The following is a 19,515-nucleotide window of genomic DNA, read 5'->3' as shown; positions in this document are numbered from 1 at the left end:
GGCTGTTTTGAGCCAGGCACAAATGGGCTGTTTTGAGCCAGGCACAAATGGGCTGTTTTGAGCCAGGCACAAATGGGCTGTTTTGAGCCAGGCACCATATCTTCCATTAACCTCATATTTTGTTCTCTTTCATGAATATTCCCTTCGGACAAGTCATACATTGAAGCATGTGAAAAAATCTGGATCGTTTGGCGCTGAGCCGGCAAATACCTAATAAAAGGAATGGTGTTCATGGGGAATCGAGCGGATGAAATAAGAAAGCGGATCGCAAAAAGGAAGAAAACCAACAGCATGACTTCTCAGCGTGGATACACACAAAGTTCTTACTTTCTGCCGAGTGATGAAGAACGATATGGGTCAGAGCGTTATTCCAGCTTTGAAGGCGGACCCCCTCCTGAAGGGTTTCATCCATTATTCAAAAAAGAAATCATTATAATGAAAATTTTAGGTGCGGGAATAATGGTTTTGATTACAGCAATCATGTTCAAAAGTCCTTCGCCTGTTTTCGATGAAGCGAAAACGGTAGTGAACAGGACGATGGAAAACGAGTTTCAGTTTGCCGCCATTTCTTCCTGGTACGAAGATCAATTCGGTAAACCACTGGCGTTACTGCCCGGAAGTACGAAGGATATAGACTCTTCTGAGGTTAACACTGAAGAATTTGCACGGCCGGCTTCCGGAAAAGTGGTCGAAAACTTTAAAACGAATGGACAGGGCATCATGCTTGAAACGGGTTTTGGTGAAGATGTTGCAGCGATGAAGGGAGGTCTGATTATTTTTGCAGGAAAGAAGGATAAGCTCGGGAATACAGTCGTTATCCAGCACAAAGATAAATCGGAATCCTGGTACGGTCATCTCGAATCGATAGACGTGAATCAATACGAATACGTGGATAAAGGTTCTGCGGTAGGGAAAGTTTCGACCAGCGGGGAAAGCGACGTCTCAGGGGAATTTTATTTTGCCATTAAAATGGGTGATGAATTCATCGACCCGATACAGGTGATATCATTTGACTAATATTATTTCCGCGATAAAGAAACTTTATATTCACCCTTTGCTCTGGCTGGTGATGGCCATCGGCATTGCGACGGCTCATTTCCTCGAGCTGATCATGCTGCTTTTGATTATCACTGTTCACGAATTGGGCCATGGGGTGATGGCTCACTATTTTTCCTGGAGAGTGAAAAGGATTGCCCTCCTGCCCTTTGGGGGAGTGGTTGAGATGGATGAACACGGCAACCGGTCGCTTAATGAGGAGTTTTGGGTGATTGCATCAGGACCGCTTCAACATGTCTGGCTCGTGGGCGCAGGGTGGCTCTTTTTGCAAGGAAGCGTCATCAGTGAAGATTTATTCACGCTGTTTCTTCAATTAAATCTTATGGTGCTGTTTTTTAATCTTCTGCCGATTTGGCCGCTTGACGGCGGAAAGCTGGTTTCATTGCTCTTGTCGCTTAAATTTAATTACTTAAAAGCATATGAAATGACACTGATCAGTTCCTTTTCGCTGCTGATCCTGTTTCACGTCTCAATCCTGATGATTGCACCGTTTCATTTGAATCTCTGGATCGTGCTTTCCTTTCTGTATTTTTCATTATGGATGGACTGGAAGCAAAGGAGATATAATTTCATGAAGTTCCTTTTGGAACGGTATTATGGAAATAGTCATCAATTCGCCGATTTAAGACCACTTCCCATCGAAGGCGAGGAGACGCTTCTGACGGTAGTGGAGCGGTTTCAACGCGGGGTGAAGCATCCGCTCGTCGTTCTTGAAAAGGGCACAGAAGTCGGCAAACTAGATGAATATGAGCTTCTCCATGCATTTTTTGCAGAAAAAATGACCGACGCCAAAACGAAGGATCTTCTCTACCTTTATTGACGAATGCCGAGAGACTGTATAAAGTGAATAGTAGTTAATACACGAAGGTTTGACGTCACGTCATTCCTTTTCTTTTTTGTCTGAATGATAATGATGTTTTTTATATAGAAAAGAGGGATCCTCTGTTGGAAGAAATCATTGTGCACGGAAAAGGCAGAGAAAAACGATGGGTACTGCGTAAAGATCAGAAGGCTGCCGGGCTGTACACGTACCAGCCGCAGGAAGAAACGCTGACAGGCAATATCTATTATGGGAAAGTAGTCAAGGTACAGAAAGGTCTTGGCGCAGCTTTCGTTGATATCGGACAGGATAAAAACGGCTATCTTCATGAAAAAGATTGCCCTCAAAACGTTGCAGCGTATCACAGCGGTGAGGCAGCATTACCGATCGGGAAATGTGTGCATGAAGGCCAAAAAATCCTTGTACAGGTGACGAAAGATGCGGTAGGGACCAAAGGCCCGAAGCTGTCGGCGGTGATCGAAATGAAGGGCGAACATCTTGTCTATATGCCCGAGGGTCATTATATTGCCGTGTCCAAAAAGCTGGATGAAACAAAAAGGCGAAAGCTGAAATATACGGGGAAAGAGTGGAAAACCGAAGCGGAAGGCGTGGTTTTCCGAACGAAGGCTTCAACCGCTGAAAGTGAAGTGTTGATTGAAGAACTGAACACATTGCGCACCAGTTTCCAAGCTCTCGAGGGATTGAGCAGGCGAACGAAAGCTCCCTTACTTCTATTTAAAGAGGATGCGTTCTATAAGGACCTTTTTGAGCAGTTGAAAAAAGGTGAAGGCGGATCCGTTTATGCCGATGATTTTGAAACCTTTGAGCACTTAAAAGAGTGGATTCATACTCATTACAGCGGCAAATGGACGATCGAGCTTTATCAGGAAAGAGAAAATATCTTTCAGCATTTCAATGTCTCTTCCGTCTGGAAAAACGCGCTCAAAAAAGTGGTTTGGCTTGATAACGGAGCTTTTCTGCTTATTGAATCGACAGAAGCCCTTACCGTGGTGGACGTCAATTCGGGTAAATTCACAGGGAAAGATGACCTTGAACAAACCGTACTCCAAACGAATACACTGGCTGCCGTCGAAATGGCGAAGCAGCTGGTTCTCCGAAATATCAGCGGGATCATCCTGATCGATTTCATTGATATGAAGAAAGAAAGTCATCGGCAGAAAGTGCTGGAAGCTTTCAGCGGGGCCCTGGAAGGAGATTCACAGCGTACGGCCGTTTTAGGGTTCACTGCCTTGGGAGTCCTTGAACTGACAAGAAAAAGGACCCGGCCGCCGCTCGATGAATACTTAACCATCCCTTGCCCTGTCTGCAGCGGAACCGGCAGGATCGTCAGCCCGGAAAGCAAAGCATTTCAAATGGAGAGGGATCTGTGGGAATATCAAGGCACAGAAATATCGCAAATCGTCATAGAAGGGACGAAAGATGTGCTGGACGTGTTTGCCGGGGACGGTAAGCATCATGTGGAAAGACTGGAGAAAACATTGAAGGTAAAACTTGTTCTTCAGACAATTGAACATTCACATCCGCATTATCAAATCGCAAAGATTATATGAATTTCGGGAATTATATTGACACATACTCTCGAATTGTGATAGGATTCTAATGTTATTGATTGTAGCACCCGTGCTACAACCGCTCAGAACAGGTCTTAAAGTGTGGAGAGATCCAGCACCTGTGATTGGCGAGTCTGAGTTTATAAGGAGGTGCGATTATGTACGCAATTATCGAAACAGGTGGTAAGCAAATCCGTGTAGAAGCTGGTCAAGCAATCTACATCGAAAAGCTAAACGCAGGTGAAGGTGATACGGTAACATTCGACAAGGTTCTTTTCGTTGGTGGTGACGATGTGAAAGTAGGAAGTCCATTAGTGGGTGGAGCTACTGTAACAGCGAAGGTTGAAAAACAAGGCCGCGCGAAAAAGCTTGTAGTATTCAAGTACAAGCCTAAGAAGAACTACCGTCGTAAGCAAGGTCACCGTCAACCTTACACTAAAGTTGTAATTGACAAAATCAACGCGTAAGGCGTGATTGAATGATTAACGTTTACGTTGAGAAGTCCGGCGAAAGAATTCGTTCTTTTTCTATGGACGGTCATGCAGATTTTGCCGAACATGGGCAAGATATCGTTTGTGCCGGTGCCTCTGCTGTTTCATTCGGAAGTGTCAATGCCATCATGTCATTGACCGGTGTTGAACCTTTAATCGAGCAATCTGCCGATGGGGGATACTTAAGCTGCGTCATTCCTGACGGCTTACCCGACGAAACGGACATGAAGGTCCAGCTGCTGCTCAGTAGTATGGTGATCAGCCTGCAAACAATTGAAAGAGACTATCGTGATTTCATTAAAATAACCTTCAAAAAGTAGGAGGTGGAACAAATGTTAAGATTAGACCTTCAGTTTTTCGCGTCTAAAAAAGGAGTAGGTTCGACTAAAAACGGTCGTGACTCTATCTCTAAGCGTCTTGGTGCTAAGCGTGCAGACGGACAAATGGTTACAGGCGGATCTATCCTTTACCGTCAACGCGGTACAAAGATCTATCCAGGTTTGAACGTTGGCCGTGGTGGTGACGATACACTTTTTGCTAAAACAGACGGTGTTGTTCGTTTCGAACGCATGGGTCGTGACAAGAAAAAAGTGAGCGTATACCCTGTTGCGAATGAAGCTTAATCGCATATCTTTAACGAAAACTCTAACCGACTTTCGGTTAGAGTTTTATTTTTTGAATTTGGGTATATAGCCGCGATATAGGGTGCAGTGTCTAGAGGAAATGCTGGTTGAAAGCGGTTTTGATAATAAAACCTTGAATATTGATAATGAAATTGATTTTTTGATAATAAAATCCCTATTTTTGATAATAACGCGGCATCCCATTGAATGGATCATCAAAACAGAGCCTGGTTTTCAACCATTCAGTCTGTTTTTTCAACTATGGAACCTTTTTTATCAACATTTCAGGTTTTATTTTCAACTTTGCACGAGTTATTTTCAACTATCGGTGATTTATCGTCAACTATGCCCGATATATTTCCAACTTCAGCACCAACTGTCATACCAGCCAGCCCCATCAGAAAACCAGCCCTTCGACACTTTTTTCATAAACAATATACGAAGCAGGCTTATGTTTGATATACTAACTAGTAGCACATAAAGTATAGGAGTTATAATATGAGCGAAAACTGGGGTATTTTGGACGCACTTAGGCATGCTCGTCATGACTGGATGAACGATCTGCAGTTAATTAAAGGCAATCTTGAATTAAATCGGATCGAGCGTGCAAGGCAAGTGATAGATACGATGGTTATCACTGCACAAAATGAATCAAAGCTATCAAATTTAAAGCTTCCATCATTAGCTGAATGGATATTAACATATAATTGGTCGACGCATATGGTGAAATTGGAGTTTGAAGTGGGGCAAACGGGGTCTACTGACAGGTTAGATGATGAAAAGCTCGTTTTCCTATGTAAAGAGATGTTAGAACTTCTTGAATCCAATGTAGAGACCAACGCAGAAAATCAACTCTCATTAATCATCAATCTTTCTAAAGAACATCCCCGTTTTATATTTGATTTCACAGGTATACTAAAGGAAACGAATGTTTTGGAAAAGTGGATTAAGAATAAACAAAAAAACGGACAAAATATAGAGACAGAACTGCTTCAAAAAGAAGCGTTTGTGATTCATCTTTCTGTTGCATAACATTGAATGTACATAATGATATCAACGTGATGGATAAGTTAGGAGTGAAAGTATGTTTGTCGATCAGGTCAAGATTTATACAAAAGGCGGAGACGGCGGTAACGGAATGGTTGCTTTCCGCCGTGAAAAATATGTACCGAAAGGCGGTCCTGCAGGCGGGGACGGCGGTCATGGTGCAGATGTCATTTTTGAAGTGGACGAAGGGCTCAGAACACTGATGGATTTCCGTTATCAGCGCCACTTTAAGGCACCACGCGGAGAACATGGCATGAGCAAGAACCAGCATGGAAGAAACGCGGAAGATATGGTTGTAAAAGTGCCGCCGGGTACGGTTGTCAAAGATGATGATACCGGCGAAACGATTGCAGATTTAATACAGCATGGACAGCGCGCAGTCATCACTAAAGGCGGGCGCGGAGGACGCGGGAATTCCCGTTTTGCGACACCGGCCAACCCTGCACCAGAGCTATCAGAAAAAGGTGAGCCGGGACAGGAACGCTATATCGTAATGGAATTGAAATTGCTTGCCGATGTCGGACTTGTCGGGTTCCCGAGTGTGGGTAAATCCACATTATTATCCGTCGTATCTGCAGCAAAACCGAAGATTGCTTCATATCACTTCACGACGATTGTTCCAAACCTGGGAATGGTCGAAACGGCTGACGGCAGAAGCTTTGTTATGGCAGACCTGCCGGGATTGATTGAAGGGGCTCATGAAGGAGTGGGTCTCGGGCATCAATTTCTTCGTCATATTGAGAGAACCCGTGTCATCGTCCATGTGATTGATATGAGCGGTATGGAGGGGCGCGACCCTTATGAAGATTATCTGACGATCAACGAAGAGTTGAAACAATATAATCTGCGCCTTACAGAACGTCCGCAGATCATCGTGGCCAACAAGATGGACATGCCGGAATCAGAGGAAAACCTGGAAGTGTTTAAAGAAAAGCTTCAAGATGATTATCCTGTCTTCCCGGTATCTGCATTTACCCAGCAGGGCTTGAAGGAGCTGCTATTTGCGGTTGCAGATAAATTGGAGACCACAGAAGAATTCCCGATTACAGAAGAAGTTGAGGAAACTGGCATTCATCGTGTGGTTTACAGACATGAAGAAGATCAGCGTGACTTTGTGATCACCCGTGATCCTGATGGAACATTCGTGGTCAGCGGAGCGAAGATTGAACGATTATTCAAGATGACTGATTTCTCCCGTGAAGACTCTGTGAGACGTTTCGCAAGGCAGCTCCGTTCTTACGGTGTGGATGATGCGCTTCGCGAACGCGGTGCAGAAAATGGTGACACGATACGCTTATTAAAATATGAATTTGAATTCGTTGATTAAGCCTGGTCGTATTGGAGGAGTAATCATTGGGAAAAAAATTTCAGGACGGTAAATTTTATCTAGTGCGTGAGGATGTCCTGCCGGAAGCGATGAAAAAAACACTCGATGCCAAAGAATTGATTGAAAGAGGAAGAGCTGACTCGGTATGGGAAGCCGTAAATCGAGTAGATTTAAGCCGGAGTGCTTTCTATAAATACCGTGACACGGTCTTTCCTTTTCATACAATTGTGAAGGAAAGGATCATCACGTTATTCTTTCATCTGGAAGATCGTTCAGGAACGCTGTCGCATCTGCTCAGTGAAACAGCTAAGCACGGATGCAATATTTTAACCATTCACCAGACAATTCCGCTGCAGGGGAGGGCGAATGTCACGCTGTCCTTGAATGTAACGGATCTGACCGTTGGCCTGGAAGAATTATTGGCAAGGTTAAGACGACTGGAATTCGTCGAAAAAGTAGAAGTGTTGGGCTCAGGTGCCTGACACTTCTTTTTTATTGGTTTTTGTCCTGTGTATGGATATTCTTCATACAAGTTTCTAATATTGGTTTTGTTGTAGCTGATTGATGTCTTTAGAGGGTTCTAGCTGTTGATTGGAGTGCAACACGAAGACTCCTGCGGGAAAAGCGAGACAGGTGAGACCCCGCAGGCTTGCCGAGGAGGCTCACGGGTCACCCGCGGAAAGCGAAGTCTTGCACGGAAATCAACAGCGGTGGACTAACTGAGCCAACTTTTTAAAAAGATGTATATACAAAACCATCAGTCACATGTTAGAATGTTCAATAAATTTCTCGAGAGGAAGAGGACAATTGAAAATCGCCTATCTAGGACCTCGGGCTTCCTTCACGGACCTTGCTGTAAGGACAGCTTTTCCGGAAGAAGACAAGGTACCATGTGTCACAATACCCGACTGTATAGAAGCTGTCATTGAAGAGGAAGCTGATTATGCGGTGGTCCCTCTGGAAAATGCCCTGGAGGGGTCTGTACATATTACGGTTGATTATTTATTTCATGAAGCAAATTTATCCATCGTTGCTGAACTGACTTCCCCAATCCAGCAGCATCTAATGGTTCATCCCGGGCACAGCGAACCAGAAAGCAAAGTGGGGAAAATCCTGTCGCATTCCCATGCACTTGCTCAGTGCCATAAATTTCTTCATCACCAATACCGCGGTACGCCATTGGAGCAGACGACATCAACTGCGGCAGCTGCCAAATATGTGAGTGAGCACCCCGAGGAAAATCTGGCGGCCATCGGTAATGAATTAGCGGCCAGGGAGTACGGCCTGACGATCATCCATGAAAACATCCATGACTTTGCTTATAATCACACAAAGTTCATCGTGCTTCACAAACAGAGTGATGCCTTAACGATCTCCCGCAGAAAATCTGCAGAAAAAACAACGCTCATGGTGACCCTTCCGAAAGATCGTTCCGGAGCTCTTCATCAGGTGCTCTCCACGTTTGCCTGGAGACAGCTTAACTTAAGCAAAATCGAATCAAGGCCATTAAAAACGGGTCTCGGTGACTACTTCTTCTTGATTGACGTTGCACATGGAATGGACGAGGTCTTACTGCCGGGAGCCATCAGTGAGATGGAGGCACTCGGGTGTGAAGTGAAGATGATCGGAACGTATGCCTCTTACCTGTTAGAGGAATAAATGGAAAAGACAGCTCCTTTTTTGAAGGAGGAGCTGTTTTTTTTTGAATAACATGTCTAGGTCCATCATTATCAGGCGTTGCAGGGGTATTTGTAAGTGATAATGTAGCTGAAAAAAAGGGTATGCTCGAAATCGGTCCATTTTTGCTCGAACTCCCGTATTTATGCGCGAGTCCGGTACCTCACCCGCTTGGATACACCCAGCGGTATACCGTTCAAACCATGCAAAAAGTACCCGGTCCTGATAACGGAACCGGGTACTCCTTTCAACTATAAGACTTCATTAAAAAACCAGCTTGCTCAAGTGCATGTTCAGCATTCAGCAATGTTTCCTCGTTGTGCGCCATAAGCGTATGTAAATGTACTCCATCTGTTAATTCGGATAAGTAGGAAGCTTGGGTTTTTTGGATTTTTGTTAAAAATTGTTCCACTTCTTTTCGGTTTGAAACCATGATGGATGCTGTCAGGTCTCCATATACACCGTGCTCGATTTTTACGTCCTTCACTGTGACACCGTGATCCACCAGTAAGAACAGTTCCTCTTCGGCTCTATCGGGAGGGTGCTGACAGGCGACGACCTTTTCCACCATCGCATCCCGATTTGAACTAGGCATATAGAGGTAGCCTTGACTTGTAGCTATGATCGGCTCTCCTTTAGCCTTCAGCAGGGTAATATCACTGACGATGACCTGCCTGCTGACATTGGCAAGCTTTGCAAGGTCACCTCCTGTTATCGGGGCCTGTTTTGTTACGAGATGATCGAGAATGACTTGTCTTCTTTCTTCTCCGAGTATCTTTTTCCCTGCCACTGCTATCTCCTCCGTACTTTTTATATAGGAAATCATATCATAACTGCTTCGCCAAGTTAAGAAATGTATGCTTCCTGCCGAATATGGGACAGGACTTCTGCAAGTTCTTCAATATGTTCATGAGTGGTATCCCTTCCAAGTGAAATCCTGACAAATTCTTTTCCTTCTCTTTCTCCTATCCCCATTGCTTCCAGTGTCTTTGAAATGGATTGTTTCCCTGTCTGACAGGCACTCCCCGTTGAGATATGGATGCCTTTCCGGTTGCACTCTAGCATGAGCCATTGACCTTCTACTCCGTTAATCCTCATCCCAATGATATGAGGAAGCTGATTGGGAACGGGGGCACTATAGGCTGTGTAATGTCCGCCTAAAGAGTTATTCAGCAATTTGAAGAAATGGTTTCGCAATTCTGTATAGTGCTGATTCTCAGAAGGCTTTGCTTTCAAAGCCGCCGATACAAAAGCAGCAACCCCGGGAAGGTTGACAGTGCCGCCCCTGAATCCATGTTCATGGGTTTGATGCGGCATGTAAGGACGGATATCCGATTGTGGATGGAAATAGACTGCGCCGACTCCTTTTGGTCCATGAATTTTATGAGAAGAAATCGTGAGACTGTCTACAATCGAAGCCGCTTCTTGCAGGTCGAGCTTGCCAAAGGATTGAACCATATCACTGTGAAGTAATATATCTTTACCCTTCAGCACCTTCTTCACTTTAAGAAGCGGCTGAAGGGAGCCGATTTCGCCATTTACATGACAGACGGAAACCACCGTTGTTTGATTGGTCATGGCTCTTTCCAGAGCCTCCAGGTCGATAATTCCCTCAGGAGTATAGGGGATCTTAGTTATCGTGAACCCTGATTTCTCCAAAAAAGCAGCGGCACTATGGAGGGACGAGTGTTCAGCTCCGCTGATGATGATATGCTTCCCTTTCTTCTGATAACTGAATGCGAGTGAGAGAAGGGCAAGGTGATTTCCTTCTGTTCCCCCGGATGTAAAGATAATAGCCCGGGGCGGTACTCCCAGCACACCTCCAAGCTTATTGCGGCAGCTTTCCAGAAGAAGCTGTGCTTTCCCTCCAGTATCATGAAGACTGCTGGTGTTTCCCCAATATTCTTCACTGACCTTCGTATAAACGTGTAAACACTCCGGATCAACCGGTGTCGTTGCTGCATAATCGAAATAAAGCATCTGCATTCTCCTCTTTTAAAATCAGCCATCTATAAAAAAAACTCTTGTCATTAGTTTAATAATGTGTAAATATATGTGTCAAGACACCTGTAAATAATCAGGAGGATTTCACATGATAAAAACCGATGTAATCATAGTGGGAAGCGGAATTGCTGCATTACAGCTTGCCCGTCATCTTCAGGAGCACTTGAATGTGATAATCATCACAAAGAATAAAGTGAAAGACAGCAATTCATATCTTGCACAGGGTGGAATTGCGGCGCCGGTCGGCGTACTGGACAGAGTGGAGCTTCATTCACGAGATACCATGACAGCTGGCTGCAGTCATCAGGATGAAGATATTGTAAAGAATATAATCAAAGATGGAAAAAGAATAGTAGAATACTTGATTCACGACGGAGCTCCTTTTGACAGGAACGGTGAAGGGCACCTTGCGCTCGGAATGGAAGGTGCACACAGTATGGCCCGGATCCTCCATACCGGGGGTGATCAGACAGGCAAATACATCATCGAATATCTATTGAGCGCACTTACTGAAAAAATCAGGGTTGTTCAGGGTGAAATGGTTTACGAACTTGTCAAGAATGACAGGGGTCATTGCTGCGGAGTGAAAACAAAGGTGGAAGACGGTTCCATCCGCCACTATTTTGCTCCTCATGTGGTCCTTGCCACTGGAGGCGCCGGCTCAATCTACGCATTGAGCAGCAATGCCCCTGCCGCAACCGGTGACGGCATGGCTTTGGCTTTTCAAGCGGGTGCTGCGCTCTCTGATATGGAGTTCATTCAATTTCATCCTACCCTTTTGTCAATGGGAGGCACTTCCGGCGGGCTCATTTCAGAAGCAGTGCGGGGAGAGGGGGCACTCCTTATCGATGATACAGGGAAGAGAATCATGGAAGGGGTCCATCCGCAGCTTGAGCTTGCCCCACGCCATATCGTCGCTGAGAGGATAAACAGTGAACGAATGAATGGAAAAACTGTCTACCTTGATATCACTCCCATACAAGATTTTGAATTCAAGTTTCCTTCAATTACAAAAATGTGTGAAAATCATCGTATTTCTTTATCAGAGGGGAAAATACCGGTTACTCCGGGATGTCACTTCACGATGGGCGGAGTTGTGACAGATCAAGAAGGAAAAACCACGGTAAAAGGATTATATGCTATCGGTGAGGTTTCCTGTACAGGTTTGCATGGGGCAAACCGGCTCGCATCCAACTCCCTGCTCGAAGGTCTGGTATTTGGAGAAAGACTCGCACATCATCTGATTGGAGCAGTAAAGGATGGTGCTTCTTGTACAGCTGTTTATCAAAAGCCTAATAATAGAGGCGATGCCCCGGAAATTCCTTTTGATCCTGCTGAACTTAAAGAGCGAATGATGAGGGATGTAGGAATCATACGTAATGAACAACGTTTAAAGAAGCACCTGAGCTGGCTGAAAGCTCAATCATTATCCTATAAAACGGACCTCGATCAATTGTCTCAAGGTGAGATACAAACATACTTAATGTGGGTGGTCAGTACGTTGATTACGCAATCTGCCCTCTTGCGGACGGAAAGCAGGGGAGGGCATATCCGAGCGGACTATCCCGCCGAAAACAATACAGATTGGTTTAAACGATCGATTCTATTAATCAATGAAAATCATCGATTGAAGGTGGTACAAAATGAACAACATCAAATTGAAATCTATGCTTGAGGAATTTTTAAAAGAAGATCTCGGTGACGGTGATCTTTCATCAGAAAGCGTGTTTACGGAAAGCGATAAAGGGACGTTCTATTTAATGTCAAAAGAAGAAGGGATTTTTTGCGGCAGGAAAGTGATTGAAACGACGTTCACATTATTGAGTCCGGAAGCAGCGGCCGAGGTGCACGTTGAAGATGGAGATTCAGTAAAAGAAGGGCAGCTGATTGCCAAGGTGACCGGGAGCATGAGGGCTCTTCTCCAGGGTGAGAGGGTTGTATTGAATCTTATTCAGCGGATGAGCGGAATAGCGACATCCGTACACCGCGCCGTCCAGAAAACGGAGGGAACCGGAGCTAGGATCTGCGACACCAGAAAAACCACGCCTGGTCTTCGGATGCTGGAGAAATACGCTGTGCGAACAGGCGGAGGCTTCAACCATCGAAACGGTCTGTATGATGCCGTCATGTTGAAGGATAACCATATTTCATTTGCAGGGTCGATTGCCTCTGCCGTAAAAAGAGCGAAACAGCACTGCGGTCATACAGTTAAAGTTGAAGTGGAAATAGAAAGTGAGGAGGGGCTGATCGAGGCGGTCGACAGCGGTGCTGACATCATTATGTTCGACAACTGCACTCCCCGGCAAATAAAGGAGTGGATCCGCCACGTCCCTCCTCAGGTTGTGACTGAAGCTTCAGGGGGTATTACGGAAGAGAATCTGAGAGATTACGCCGACACAGGGATCGGGTACATTTCACTCGGATACCTGACCCATTCAGTGAAGTCATTGGATATCAGCGCAAGAGTATTAAGGCAGGAGGGGATCTATAATGGGATTACTTGAAGAACTGACAGTTGAAACAGGCGTCCTGCCTGAATCAATCACCTCCCTTACGAAAGAAGAAATGGAGAATCGGGTAAGGGAAATCAAAAGAATGCTGGGAAAAAAACTGTTTATACCCGGCCACCATTATCAGAAGGATGAAGTCATACAATTCGCCGATGCAGTTGGAGATTCACTTCAATTGGCTCAGATCTCATCTCAAAACGAGGAAGCGGATTATATCGTATTCTGCGGGGTACACTTCATGGCAGAAACGGCCGATATATTAACCCAGGAATATCAGCAGGTTATTTTACCCGATATGAGAGCAGGATGCTCCATGGCCGATATGGCTGATATTTATCAAACAGAAAAAGCATGGTCAACGCTTCAGGAGTTATTCGGGGACAGCATCATCCCTCTCACGTATGTCAATTCAACGGCAGCCATTAAAAGCTTTGTAGGGAAAAACGGGGGAGCGACTGTCACCTCATCCAACGCGCACAAAATGGTTGAGTGGGCACTGAATGAAAAAGAACGGATTCTGTTCCTTCCTGACCAGCATCTTGGCAGAAATACCGCGGCAGACCTCGGCGTGGCTAAGAATGAAATGGCCGTTTGGGATCCGATCCGAAATGACTTGTTGTATGATGGAGAGCTGGAGGATTGTAAAGTGATCCTTTGGAAGGGTCATTGTTCCGTCCATGAAAATTTCACGGAACAAAACATTAAACATGTCCGCAGCACACACCCTGAAATGAAAATAATCGTGCATCCTGAATGCCGCAGGGAAGTCGTTGAAAAATCAGACTTGAACGGTAGTACAAAGTTTATCATTGACACAATCAAGAATGCGCCAAAGGGCTCTTCATGGGCGATAGGCACAGAAATGAACCTTGTCAAACGGCTGATTGGGCAGCATCCCGACAAGCATATCATTTCCCTCAATCCTTATATGTGTCCATGCCTGACAATGAACAGGATCGATTTGCCGCATTTACTTTGGTCGCTCGAAAAGATAATAGAGGAAAAACCACACAATATAATAAAAGTGGAGAAAGATATTGCCGCTAATGCCACGTTTGCATTAGACCGAATGTTAGCCCGGGCATAAATGTCCTCATTTTTAATGTGACAACCGCTCTTCTAAAATTTTATGGTAAAAGCAAGCAGGTAAAAAAATCTTTTCTGCTTGCTTTTTTGTTTTTTGCCTTTGGGTGAAGCGTTTCAGGCTGCCGGGAGGTATATTTTTTTTCGCCCGGACATAAGTTTTTATGTAGATGATTAGCAATTTGCCTATCTTTTCATAGGATATATAGACTTATGCCTGAGGAGGGAAAAAGAGTGAAAATCCATATTGTTCAAAAAGGGGACACTCTTTGGAAAATCGCCAAGAAATATGGTGTGAATTTCGAAGAGTTGAAGCAAATGAATGCCCAGCTATCGAACCCAGATATGATTATGCCGGGTATGAAAATCAAAGTTCCGACAACAGGTGGATCCGTAAAAAAAGAAGCACAGATAAAGTTCGGATCTAAAGAAGCTCCTAAGAAGGAAATGCCGATGAAAGAGATGCCCAAAGCCGAGCATCCTTTTAAAGAGCAGAAACCGATCACACAGCCTGTTGCCGAAAAGCCAAAGGAAGCTCAAAAACCGTTTACACCTAAGATGCCGAAGCCAGTCATCCCGGAAATTGATATCAATAACTATTACATGATGAACATGGCAAATATGCAAATGCAGCAACCGATGCAGCAACCAATGCAAAAACCGGTCCAACAGCCAAAACCACAACCCAAACCACAGCCTAAAACTCAGCCAAAAGCAAAAGCTCAGCCAAAAATGCCGCCTAAACCTTCCAATATCCTTCCACAAGCCAAGGAAAAAAAATCACCAAAAGCTGAGAAACCAAAGCAAAAAAATGTAAAAGGAATTCAAGAAGAAGAAAGTTTACAAATGCCGGCTGCACCGGCACAGTCACCACAACCACAAGGAGGGTACAATCAGCCTATGTATTTCAACCCGTATAATTGCGTACCAGTATCACCTGTAATGCCAGGATCCGGATTTGGAGGACCACACGGAGGAATGCAGCCGGGTTATGGAATGCCGATGGGGCCAGGAGGTCAGGTCCAAGGTGCTTCAATGATGCCGGGAATGCATCAAATGCCAATGATGCCTGGTATGGGTTATGATGATGATGAATCTTCAATGATGCCATTTATGCCTCATCAAAGCCCGATGGGTCAGCCATCCGGCGTAATGGGTGCCCAATCCCCGATGGGTCAGCCATCCGGCGTGATGGGAGCACAATGGCCGATGGGTCAGCCGTCCGGCGTGATGGGAGCACAATCCCCGATGGGTCAGCCGTCCGGCGTGATGGGAGCACAATCCCCGATGGGTCAGCCGTCCGGCGTGATGGGAGCACAATCCTCGATGGGTCAGCCATCCGGCGTGATGGGAGCACAATGGCCGATGGGTCAACCGTCCGGCGTGATGGGAGCACAATCCCCGATGGGTCAGCCGTCCGGCGTGATGGGAGCACAATCCCCGATGGGTCAGCCATCCGGCGTGATGGGTGTGTCAGATGAGGAAGACGGATATCCATCCGTTCAGATGCCGGGTCCTTCACAAGGAGCCCCGGGTCAATGGATGCCTTATGACAATTGCTATCCGGTATCACCTGTAATGCCGGGGGCAGGATTCCCGGGAGGCATGCATGGTCAACCGATGTGGCCACAAGGCCAGGTTCAGGGAGCGATGGAGGAGTCACCTTCTTCAGGACAATGGCCAATGGGTCAGCCATCGGGCGTAATGGGAGCCCAGTCTCCAATGGGTCAGCCGTCCGGCGTGATGGGAGCGCAGTCTCCGATGGGTCAGCCGTCCGGCGTGATGGGAGCCCAGTATCCGATGGGTCAGCCGTCCGGCGTGATGGGAGCCCAGTATCCGATGGGTCAGCCGTCCGGCGTGATGGGAGCGCAGTCTCCAATGGGTCAGCCGTCCGGCGTGATGGGAGCCCAGTATCCGATGGGTCAGCCGTCCGGCGTGATGGGAGCACAATATCCGATGGGTCAGCCGTCCGGCGTGATGGGAGCACAATATCCGATGGGTCAGCCAACCGGCGTGATGGGAGCTTCCGATCAGAACGACTGCGGCTGCGGAGGACCTAAAGGATATGGGCCTGGAATGATGGGGCAGGGTATGCCGATGGGTCAAGGGATGTTTGGACCAAGAGCCTTCTCCATGCCGAACTTCCAAGATGATGATCTTGACAGCTGATATCCATCCGAGAGGAGACGATTATACGTATCGTCTCCTTTCTTTTTTAAAATATAAATTAAATGACTATTCCGCATCCCTGAAAAAGTTAAAAGAAGGAAAATGGATGTTATACAGTAACGGGGCTAAGTGGTTTGTGAAAAAGTATCCAAGCCAGAGCAGATTCATCATGCAGGAAACGCTGGTAAGAATGTTAATACAGCAGAATTTCCCCCACGTACTCCGATTTCATCCAATACACCAAAGGGAAGTACTTATATTCGAAGGCCATCCAATCGGACTGACGATCTGGCTGGATACAAGTGAAGCAATCAGCTATGGAAATGACCAAGACAGGATGGATGCTTTGTTAGTGCTGAAAAAATTTCACTCATGTACAGAGAAAATGAAAGGTAAGTGGATGGAAGATATCCCGAGATACAAGTGGCTGAAGAAATGGAAGAAGCGTTTGAGTCAATTTGAAAATAATATTCCCTTACTTCAATCCTTCATCCAGCCATATTATCTCTATACTTATTTGGAATGGGGAAAGCGCGCTGTTGACCAGCTGGAGGCACTGAATCTGGTGGAGAGCCCATCTTGCATCACACATGGAGACGTTGCGCATCATAATTTTTTAAGAAGTAAAGATGGGAATGTCTATTTGATCGATTTCGATTTAATCGCTCTCTCTACGCCTTTAATGGATGACTTGCAGTTTCTTAATCGCATACTCCCCTTTATCGATTGGTCTTTGAATGAAATAAAACAACTAAAGGTTTATCACCCATATCTCGATCAACTTGTCTTTTACCTGGGCTTGCTATACCCGACGGATATATTCAGGGAGTGGAATCGATTCCTGAGGGAAGATTACAACTATAAACAGCGGGCGTGGAATTATCTCATTCATTTAACCATCCATCAATTTCCACAGAGGATGCAATTCTCCCAAGAGGTGCATCAACAAATGAATCACCTCCTTAAACCATAATGTAGGAGAAGTCTCCAACTACTTGAAGGAATGAAGACTGCCCCTCTTTCACAACCTAATGGTGAGCACATTATATGCTCAATCAGAGGGTTGAAGGAGGAAGCACCATTGAATAAAAAATTATTCATGGTACCATTGACAGCCGTAATGACGATGGGTCTGGCAGCTTGTAATACAGGAGAAGAAGAAGCTCAAAACCGGTACACAGATTCCTATGAACCACTCGGCTTCTACTCCAACGAAGGCCATGGTGGAGATGAGCGGGACGAGAGGGATGGTCCACTGACTGAAATGTACGATCATTCACCGATGGGCAGAGAAGGACAGGATATCAGTCAGAAGAAAAGGGATTACCTTCAAGTCAAGGACGAAAATGGAAATCCAAGGAATCCTTCTGCTCCACTGGCTAATTATGATAAAAGCTTCCTTGAACAGGATGGACGTGCCAGTCATGGAGACGCAAATTACCACGGGCATTTAGATGATAATACAAGAAAAGCCAACAGATCATACTACACTGCTTACGAAGGCGACCTTGCCGAAAAAATTGGCGATGTTACCGGTAAAGTAGAAAACGTAAGTGATGTCCGTGCAGTTGCATATGGTACTGATGTGCTTATTGCAGTCGAGCTCCAAGATCACAGTAAAGACAAAGAAGAAGAAACGAAAGCAAGAATAAAGAAAGCTGTAAAACCATATCTTAACGGTCGTTCAGTAAAGGTTGTCACCGATGAAGGAACGTTCAGCCGTGTCAGAAATATCGATAACGACCTGCGTGATGGCGGGCCATTTGAGGGTATCAACTTAGATATCGATAATATGTTCAAGGCACTAAACAATAATGATTGACACCAAAGGTCACTAAAAGAGCAACCCTCTTTTGGTGATCTTTTTTGGTTTTGCAGATAATGACAAAAAAATAATACCTATTGGATATTCCTAGGAGGGTTTGGCAACACTAGGTATTGAAGAAGGTTCCTTTCAGTATGCGGAATGAACTTTGAAGAATGACATAAAACGAGTACGAGGTGATCACGATGACAATGAAGATTCGAATCGTGTTTATGGTAATGCTGCTTTTCGGTGCATTTTATTTCACTTTCTTTTATACAGAAGAAAAACAGGCTGCGGATCGTGAAAATGTCCAACAGTCGGAGACAGGGGACCTCCCTGCCGATGTGGTTTCTGCACATACAGTCACGGTGAAATTGGAAAGAGTGTACCTGGATGGGGAAATCAGTGAAGAAATTGTACAGGAGACCATCTGGAGCATGGAAGACTTCTGGGCGGCATATGGAGACTGGCAGCTGATTGATATGACAGAGGATGAAGTCGTCTTCCAAAAACAAGTGGATGATATTTCACCGTTGTTAAAGACGAATGGTTATTTCGGTATTTCAGAAAATGGGGTCCTGTCCATCTTTAATGGGAAGCCGGGCCAGGCTGAGATCATTCAGTCTTTCTTTCAGATTGATGTCGAAAAGCTTGAAAGCAACAGTCATGAAACCCTGATGAAGGGGATCCCTGTAAAGTCCAGACAGAGATTTGAAGAAGTATTGGAAAGCTTTAAACAGTATTCGGTCCCGGAGTAAAGAGCACTTGGAAGTTGTACTTATGGTGAAAACTTAATAAATTATATAAAAACAACCAGAAGGGAACGGGATTCTGGTTGTTTTTGTTGTTGATTATTATTTTTTGCCTGGCAAGGTATAATATTTCAACTAAATGAAACTTCTCATCCCATTTTCATTCACAATCGATTATTTTTTGATAAAATAAGAACAGGTGTTTCTTTAAGTGCTGTTTTTTCCGCCCTCGTTATCAAAGATATGATACAATGAGTATTTAAGATAGGCGGCGTGTGACAAATGCAGTTCGTAAATTTTGACCTCTGAGCAAGCCGTCTCCGCTTTTAGATTATCCAGCTACGGCGGCTAGCCCCTCGAGGTCATAAGTCAAGTCAACCAAAAAGGCAAAGAGCGCCTTCCCGGTTGACTCGCCTTATGCTTGTCGGGGCTGGGCGAGCCGCCTCCGCTTTTAGATTATCCAGCTACGGGGCTTAGAGGCTGGAGGTCATAAGCTAAATATGCCAAAAAGGCAAAGAACGCCTTTCCGGCATATTCATCTTATGCTTGTCGCCTCTGGGCAAAGCCCCTCCGCTTTT

The 19,515-nt window shown here is 45.3% G+C and carries 21 protein-coding genes and 1 other annotated feature; of the genes, 18 read left to right on the top strand and 3 right to left on the bottom strand.

Going from position 1 to position 19,515, the window contains the following annotated elements:
- Positions 1-233: hypothetical protein (locus tag AAEO50_RS19770; protein ID WP_341986079.1), on the bottom strand; the 233-nt coding region annotated here is incomplete at its 3' end.
- On the opposite strand from AAEO50_RS19770, the gene AAEO50_RS19765 reads away from it, so the two are divergent.
- From AAEO50_RS19765 to AAEO50_RS19715, 11 genes are all read left to right on the top strand, one after another.
- Positions 232-1,017 carry a M23 family metallopeptidase gene (locus AAEO50_RS19765; protein ID WP_341986078.1) on the top strand — a complete coding sequence of 262 codons (786 nt, stop codon included), beginning with the start codon at positions 232-234 and terminating at the stop codon, positions 1,015-1,017. The genes AAEO50_RS19770 and AAEO50_RS19765 overlap by 2 nt on opposite strands.
- Positions 1,010-1,876 carry a M50 family metallopeptidase gene (locus AAEO50_RS19760; RefSeq protein WP_341986077.1) on the top strand — a complete coding sequence of 289 codons (867 nt, stop codon included), beginning with the start codon at positions 1,010-1,012 and terminating at the stop codon, positions 1,874-1,876. Before AAEO50_RS19765 ends, AAEO50_RS19760 begins: the two co-directional genes overlap by 8 nt.
- Positions 1,877-2,001: 125 nt before the next feature.
- Positions 2,002-3,447, top strand: coding sequence for an Rne/Rng family ribonuclease (locus AAEO50_RS19755; protein WP_341986076.1), 1,446 nt, complete (start codon positions 2,002-2,004; stop codon positions 3,445-3,447).
- 67 nt (positions 3,448-3,514) lie between these two features.
- Positions 3,515-3,593: a sequence feature (ribosomal protein L21 leader region), on the top strand.
- Between the two features lie 12 nt (positions 3,594-3,605).
- Positions 3,606-3,914 carry a 50S ribosomal protein L21 gene (gene rplU, locus AAEO50_RS19750; protein WP_334217790.1) on the top strand — a complete coding sequence of 103 codons (309 nt, stop codon included), beginning with the start codon at positions 3,606-3,608 and terminating at the stop codon, positions 3,912-3,914.
- An 11-nt stretch (positions 3,915-3,925) separates the two neighbouring features.
- A complete protein-coding gene (locus AAEO50_RS19745) occupies positions 3,926-4,258 on the top strand; it encodes a ribosomal-processing cysteine protease Prp (protein ID WP_341986075.1) in 333 nt (110 codons plus the stop codon).
- A gap of 12 nt (positions 4,259-4,270) precedes the next feature.
- Positions 4,271-4,561: a 50S ribosomal protein L27 gene (gene rpmA, locus AAEO50_RS19740; RefSeq protein WP_044339518.1), complete on the top strand. Its 291-nt coding sequence runs from the start codon at positions 4,271-4,273 to the stop codon at positions 4,559-4,561.
- A 498-nt stretch (positions 4,562-5,059) separates the two neighbouring features.
- Entirely contained in the window at positions 5,060-5,593 is a 534-nt protein-coding gene (locus AAEO50_RS19735; RefSeq protein ID WP_341986073.1) for a Spo0B C-terminal domain-containing protein, read from the top strand.
- A gap of 52 nt (positions 5,594-5,645) precedes the next feature.
- A complete protein-coding gene (obgE, locus tag AAEO50_RS19730; protein WP_341986072.1) occupies positions 5,646-6,935 on the top strand; it encodes a GTPase ObgE in 1,290 nt (429 codons plus the stop codon).
- A 26-nt stretch (positions 6,936-6,961) separates the two neighbouring features.
- Positions 6,962-7,417 (top strand): ACT domain-containing protein, encoded by a 456-nt coding sequence (locus AAEO50_RS19725; protein WP_341986071.1) that lies wholly within the window; start codon positions 6,962-6,964, stop codon positions 7,415-7,417.
- Positions 7,418-7,742: 325 nt separating this feature from the next.
- Entirely contained in the window at positions 7,743-8,594 is an 852-nt protein-coding gene (gene pheA / locus AAEO50_RS19720; RefSeq protein ID WP_341986070.1) for a prephenate dehydratase, read from the top strand.
- 122 nt (positions 8,595-8,716) lie between these two features.
- Positions 8,717-8,869, top strand: coding sequence for a hypothetical protein (locus AAEO50_RS19715; protein WP_341986069.1), 153 nt, complete (start codon positions 8,717-8,719; stop codon positions 8,867-8,869).
- Here the strand turns inward: AAEO50_RS19715 and AAEO50_RS19710 are convergent.
- Both AAEO50_RS19710 and AAEO50_RS19705 read right to left on the bottom strand, forming a co-directional pair.
- Complete coding sequence (locus AAEO50_RS19710) at positions 8,860-9,402, bottom strand: transcription repressor NadR (RefSeq protein WP_341986068.1); 543 nt, start codon at positions 9,400-9,402, stop codon at positions 8,860-8,862. The two genes, AAEO50_RS19715 and AAEO50_RS19710, sit on opposite strands and share 10 nt — an antisense overlap.
- A 56-nt stretch (positions 9,403-9,458) precedes the next feature.
- On the bottom strand, positions 9,459-10,592 hold the full coding sequence (locus AAEO50_RS19705) for an IscS subfamily cysteine desulfurase (RefSeq protein WP_341986067.1): 1,134 nt from the start codon (positions 10,590-10,592) through the stop codon (positions 9,459-9,461).
- 112 nt (positions 10,593-10,704) lie between these two features.
- On the opposite strand from AAEO50_RS19705, the gene nadB reads away from it, so the two are divergent.
- The 7 genes from nadB (at position 10,705) to AAEO50_RS19670 (ending at position 18,943) form a co-directional block, all read left to right on the top strand.
- A complete protein-coding gene (gene nadB / locus AAEO50_RS19700; RefSeq protein WP_341986066.1) occupies positions 10,705-12,291 on the top strand; it encodes an L-aspartate oxidase in 1,587 nt (528 codons plus the stop codon).
- Positions 12,260-13,120, top strand: coding sequence for a carboxylating nicotinate-nucleotide diphosphorylase (gene nadC / locus AAEO50_RS19695; protein ID WP_341986065.1), 861 nt, complete (start codon positions 12,260-12,262; stop codon positions 13,118-13,120). The genes nadB and nadC overlap by 32 nt, the downstream gene beginning before the upstream one ends.
- Positions 13,107-14,213, top strand: coding sequence for a quinolinate synthase NadA (nadA, locus tag AAEO50_RS19690; RefSeq protein WP_341986064.1), 1,107 nt, complete (start codon positions 13,107-13,109; stop codon positions 14,211-14,213). The genes nadC and nadA overlap by 14 nt, the downstream gene beginning before the upstream one ends.
- Positions 14,214-14,443: 230 nt before the next feature.
- A complete protein-coding gene (safA, locus tag AAEO50_RS19685) occupies positions 14,444-16,378 on the top strand; it encodes a SafA/ExsA family spore coat assembly protein (RefSeq protein WP_341986063.1) in 1,935 nt (644 codons plus the stop codon).
- Positions 16,359-17,351 (top strand): phosphotransferase, encoded by a 993-nt coding sequence (locus AAEO50_RS19680; protein ID WP_341986061.1) that lies wholly within the window; start codon positions 16,359-16,361, stop codon positions 17,349-17,351. The genes safA and AAEO50_RS19680 overlap by 20 nt, the downstream gene beginning before the upstream one ends.
- 108 nt (positions 17,352-17,459) lie before the next feature.
- Positions 17,460-18,200, top strand: coding sequence for a YhcN/YlaJ family sporulation lipoprotein (locus AAEO50_RS19675; RefSeq protein ID WP_341986059.1), 741 nt, complete (start codon positions 17,460-17,462; stop codon positions 18,198-18,200).
- Between the two features lie 188 nt (positions 18,201-18,388).
- Positions 18,389-18,943, top strand: a complete 555-nt coding sequence (locus tag AAEO50_RS19670) for an intercompartmental signaling factor BofC (RefSeq protein ID WP_341986058.1) — start codon at positions 18,389-18,391, stop codon at positions 18,941-18,943.
- Positions 18,944-19,515: the final 572 nt, after the last annotated feature.

The organism is Rossellomorea oryzaecorticis (genome assembly GCF_038405515.1).
In the GTDB taxonomy this organism is placed as follows: domain Bacteria; phylum Bacillota; class Bacilli; order Bacillales; family Bacillaceae_B; genus Rossellomorea; species Rossellomorea oryzaecorticis_A.
This window is presented reverse-complemented; position numbering and strand designations above follow the sequence as displayed.

Bases quoted from the DNA above. Each gene is read 5' to 3' on its own strand.
- obgE (WP_341986072.1), top strand. From the start codon at position 5,646: ATGTTTGTCGATCAGGTCAAGATTTATACAAAAGGCGGAGACGGCGGT.
- AAEO50_RS19745 (WP_341986075.1), top strand. From the start codon at position 3,926: ATGATTAACGTTTACGTTGAGAAGTCCGGCGAAAGAATTCGTTCTTTT.
- AAEO50_RS19680 (WP_341986061.1), top strand. From the start codon at position 16,359: ATGATGATCTTGACAGCTGATATCCATCCGAGAGGAGACGATTATACG.
- AAEO50_RS19765 (WP_341986078.1), top strand. From the start codon at position 232: ATGGGGAATCGAGCGGATGAAATAAGAAAGCGGATCGCAAAAAGGAAG.
- nadC (WP_341986065.1), top strand. From the start codon at position 12,260: ATGAACAACATCAAATTGAAATCTATGCTTGAGGAATTTTTAAAAGAA.
- AAEO50_RS19715 (WP_341986069.1), top strand. From the start codon at position 8,717: ATGCTCGAAATCGGTCCATTTTTGCTCGAACTCCCGTATTTATGCGCG.
- rplU (WP_334217790.1), top strand. From the start codon at position 3,606: ATGTACGCAATTATCGAAACAGGTGGTAAGCAAATCCGTGTAGAAGCT.
- AAEO50_RS19735 (WP_341986073.1), top strand. From the start codon at position 5,060: ATGAGCGAAAACTGGGGTATTTTGGACGCACTTAGGCATGCTCGTCAT.
- nadB (WP_341986066.1), top strand. From the start codon at position 10,705: ATGATAAAAACCGATGTAATCATAGTGGGAAGCGGAATTGCTGCATTA.
- AAEO50_RS19670 (WP_341986058.1), top strand. From the start codon at position 18,389: ATGACAATGAAGATTCGAATCGTGTTTATGGTAATGCTGCTTTTCGGT.
- nadA (WP_341986064.1), top strand. From the start codon at position 13,107: ATGGGATTACTTGAAGAACTGACAGTTGAAACAGGCGTCCTGCCTGAA.
- rpmA (WP_044339518.1), top strand. From the start codon at position 4,271: ATGTTAAGATTAGACCTTCAGTTTTTCGCGTCTAAAAAAGGAGTAGGT.
- AAEO50_RS19705 (WP_341986067.1), bottom strand. From the start codon at position 10,592: ATGCTTTATTTCGATTATGCAGCAACGACACCGGTTGATCCGGAGTGT.